Source organism: Plectonema cf. radiosum LEGE 06105 (genome assembly GCF_015207665.1).
In the GTDB taxonomy this organism is placed as follows: Bacteria; Cyanobacteriota; Cyanobacteriia; order Cyanobacteriales; family Nostocaceae; genus Rivularia; species Rivularia radiosa_A.
In genome coordinates, this window is sequence record NZ_JADEWL010000267.1 from 1 (window position 1) to 3,862 (window position 3,862).

The 3,862-nt window shown below is 40.5% G+C and carries 3 protein-coding genes; 1 reads left to right on the forward strand and 2 read right to left on the reverse strand.

All coding sequences use genetic code 11. The features are described from left to right. Positions 1–2,131: peptidase domain-containing ABC transporter (locus tag IQ247_RS31695; protein ID WP_193926159.1), on the forward strand; the 2,131-nt coding region annotated here is incomplete at its 5' end. 176 nt (positions 2,132–2,307) lie between these two features. On the opposite strand, the gene IQ247_RS31700 is transcribed toward IQ247_RS31695, so the two are convergent. Further along, entirely contained in the window at positions 2,308–2,886 is a 579-nt protein-coding gene (locus IQ247_RS31700) for a Uma2 family endonuclease (protein WP_193926160.1), read from the reverse strand. A gap of 116 nt (positions 2,887–3,002) precedes the next feature. After that, complete coding sequence (mazG, locus tag IQ247_RS31705) at positions 3,003–3,797, reverse strand: nucleoside triphosphate pyrophosphohydrolase (protein ID WP_193926161.1); 795 nt, start codon at positions 3,795–3,797, stop codon at positions 3,003–3,005. Between the last annotated feature and the right edge of the window lie 65 nt (positions 3,798–3,862).

The window sequence follows — 3,862 nt, forward strand, 5'->3', positions numbered from 1 at the left end:
CCCCATAACATCCGGCTATCCGTTCGTTTATAGCTCGAATAGTGCTGCGGCTTGTTTGACAATGGTGGCGCAGTTTCTGGAAATTTCGGTGAAGTTGGAGTGGGTGCAGCGTCACATGACATCGCAACGTCCCAAAAATGTTGTTGAAGCTGGTGAGAAGCTGGGTTTTGTGCTGCGGAGGTTACGGGTGAGTTGGGATGATTTACAACAACTTGCTTTTCCAGCTTTATTGTTATGGGGTGAATCGGATTCAGCTAATTGGGTTGTAACTTATGCCCGCAAAGGCAATAAATTGATTGTTGCTAACCCACAAAATCCCGACTGCACTTGCGAAACAGTCTCCCGTGCCGAACTCGAACAGTTTTGGGATGGCTATTTATGGCAAGTAGAACTCGTTCAAAAGCAAGAAAAGTTTAACCTGAGTTGGTTTTTACCGGCAGTTTGGCAATACAAAGGTTTACTTACAGAAGTACTTTTAGCATCTTTTACCTTACAACTGTTGGGATTAACCACACCGCTAATTACTCAAGTCATCATCGATAAAGTCATGGTGCAAGAGAGTATAGCGACTCTTGACGTAATGGCGATCGCGCTGTTATTAGTAGCAGTATTCGAGTCGGTGCTAGGAATTCTCCGCTTATTCATTTTCACCCATACAGCGCGTCGTTTGGATTTAAGTTTATCAGCGCAGCTATTTCGTCACTTAATGCGCTTACCTTTATCTTATTTTGAATCGCGACGGGTAGGCGATACGGTGGCACGGGTACAGGAATTAGAACAAATCCGGCAGTTTCTCACGGGTACAGCATTAACTGTAGTTCTTGACAGCATATTTGCTGTAGTTTATCTGGTACTCATGTTTTATTACAGTAGTACCTTGACTTTCGTAGCCTTAGCTGTATTACCTTTATTCGCCCTTCTTACCCTGATTGCAACACCAATTCTCCGCAGATGGCTCAACGAAACATTTAACCGGAGCGCTGACAGTCAATCGTTCTTAGTAGAAACAGTTACAGGAATTCATTCGGTAAAAGCCCATGCAGCCGAACCAGCAACGCGGGATAGATGGGAAGGTTTATTTGCTCGCTTTATCCGTACTGGTTTCAAGGCTTCTACCACATCTAATATTAGTAGTAACATCGGCGACTTTCTGACTAAACTATCCAGCCTGTTGATTCTGTGGTTTGGAGCCAAATTAGTTATTGAAAACAACTTTACCGTCGGACAATTGGTAGCTTTTCAAATGCTTTCGGGAAGAGTTACCGGACCTTTATTAAGATTAGTTCAATTGTGGCAAAATTTACAGCAAGTATTGTTATCGGTAGATAGAATCGGCGACATTCTCAACGTTAATCCGGAAGCAGAACCAGGAACTGGATTAGTACTACCACCCCTCGAAGGAGAAGTTATTTTTGACCAAGTATTCTTCCGTTACAAAGCTAATACCGAACCGATTCTCAAAGGGATTTCCTTTAACGTAGAACCTGGTCAATTTGTCGGTATAGTCGGACGCAGTGGTTCCGGTAAAAGTACGCTTTCCAAGCTGCTACAAAGACTTTATCAAATCGAATCCGGACGCATTTTAATTGATGGTTTTGATGTGAAAAGCGTTGATTTAGCTTCCTTGCGTCAACAAATAGGTGTAGTTTTACAAGAAGACTTTTTGTTTAACGGCAGCATCCTGGACAATATAACTTTAGGAAATCCCGAAATCACCGCTGAGCAAGTAGTACAAGCCGCGAGAATGGCAGTTGCTCACGATTTCATCAGCGAACTACCCCAAGGCTATGAAAGCAACGTCGGGGAAAGAGGTACCGCATTATCCGGGGGACAAAGACAGCGCATTGCTTTAGCCAGATTATTCCTACTGCAAGCACCAATATTAATTTTGGATGAAGCAACCAGCGCTCTCGATAGCGAAACCGAACAACAGGTGTTGCAAAATTTACAAAGGACTACACAAGGAAAGACAGTATTTTTAATTGCACACCGTTTCGCACCATTGAAACGTGCCGACATGATATTAGTCATGGAAAAAGGAATCATTGCCGAGAGAGGAACCCATGATCAATTGTTGCGGCAGAAAGGGTTATATTATTCCCTTTATCAAAAGCAGCAGATGAACGTTTAGGAAAGTTAGGAGCAGGGGAGTTTTTTTTAGTCGGAAATTTTTGAACTAGTAGAAGAGTGTTGGAAACAGTTGGTACAATCAATCAGATGAGGTTCATGCTACCACTCTTTGCAGTTCAGAAGTTTCCCACTTCTTAGCGGTAGAGGAATGGAAAAGTAGGCGGAGGAAAGTTTAATTTATGCAAGAATGGTTTGTAAATCTAAAGTAAAATCAGTCAGCATATTTTCCCCAGATAAAGTTTTAGGAGATTGCAAAATTTCTACTTCCTTGCCAATACGATAAATTTCAACTTGTTTATCTTTCGGGTTAATTAACCAACCTAACCTTAAACCATTCGCGATATATTCGCGCATCTTTTTTCTGGCATCTTCCACATCATCACTTTCAGATACCAATTCCACAGCAAAATCAGGACACAAAGGTAAAAATTTCTTTCTTTGTTGTGGTGTAAGGGAATCCCATCTTTCCATTGTTATCCAAGAAGCATCGGGGGAACGAGTAGCACCGTTAGGAAGTTTAAAACCTGTAGAAGAATCAAAAGCTTTTCCTAAATTATTTTTACGGTTCCAAAACCATATTTGACCAATTAAATCAAAATTACGATTTCCGGTTTCTCCTCCTGTTGGTGACATAATAATTAATTCCCCTTGCTCTGTTAATTCTAAACGTAATTCTTGATTAAAAGCGACAATTTGTTCAAATTCGTCATCTGTAAACTTGAGTTGGGGAGGTATTTGTAAAGTTAAAGCAGTCATAATTCATCCTATGATTTAATTTGTAATTACATCTTCCTAAATTTCAGATATCGTTAGCATAAAAACCGCAAGATTTACGCTAACATTTTAAACACCTACCCCTCCGGGTAAATAGATTATTTTAATTTTACTTTCGCTTGCTGCCAAAGCGCTTCCAACTCTAACAAACTATATTCCGAAAGCGGACGCTGGGCAAAATCTTCCATATGACGTAATCGCTGAATAAATCGTTTATTTGTGCCTTGTAAAGCTTCGCTGGGGTCTAAATTATTCCATCTTGCCAACTGAGCAATACTAAATAATAAATCGCCTAATTCTTCTTGCTGTCTTTCCGGTGTTTCCTCTGCTAAAGCTTGTTTAAACTCTGCTAATTCTTCCTCAAATTTTTCCCAGACACCATCGATATTTTCCCACTCAAAGCCAATTTCAGCAGCCTTTTGAGAAATTTTCATCGTTGCCATTAACGGCGGCATTTTGCGAGTATAACCACTGAGCTTGTTAGTTAATTTGTGACTATCAGCCGTGTTTTCGCCTTTTTCAGTAGCTTTGATTTCTTCCCAATTTTGCTTCACTTCATCCACATTTTCTACCGACACATCACCAAAAACATGAGGATGACGACGAATTAACTTTTGAGTAATACCTTGAGCGACTTCTGAGAGCGTAAAATCACCATATTCGCCATAAATTTGTGCTTGCAACACAACTTGTAAAAGTAAATCACCCAATTCTTCAGCAACATGATTTTTATCACCGCTTTGAATCGCATCAACAACCTCGTAAGCCTCCTCAATCACATAAGGAGTAAGAGTTTCGGGAGTTTGTTGTAAATCCCAAGGACAACCACCCGACGGCGATCGCAATTTTGCCACCACATCGATTAATTGTTGTAAAGCTGATAAAGTGTTCATAAGGTTAAAGGTTTAAGGTTAAAGGTCTGTATGTTAGCAGTTAGGAATTAAACATTCTTTCCCCC

Bases quoted from the DNA above. Each gene is read 5' to 3' on its own strand.
- mazG (WP_193926161.1), bottom strand. From the start codon at position 3,797: ATGAACACTTTATCAGCTTTACAACAATTAATCGATGTGGTGGCAAAA.
- IQ247_RS31700 (WP_193926160.1), bottom strand. From the start codon at position 2,886: ATGACTGCTTTAACTTTACAAATACCTCCCCAACTCAAGTTTACAGAT.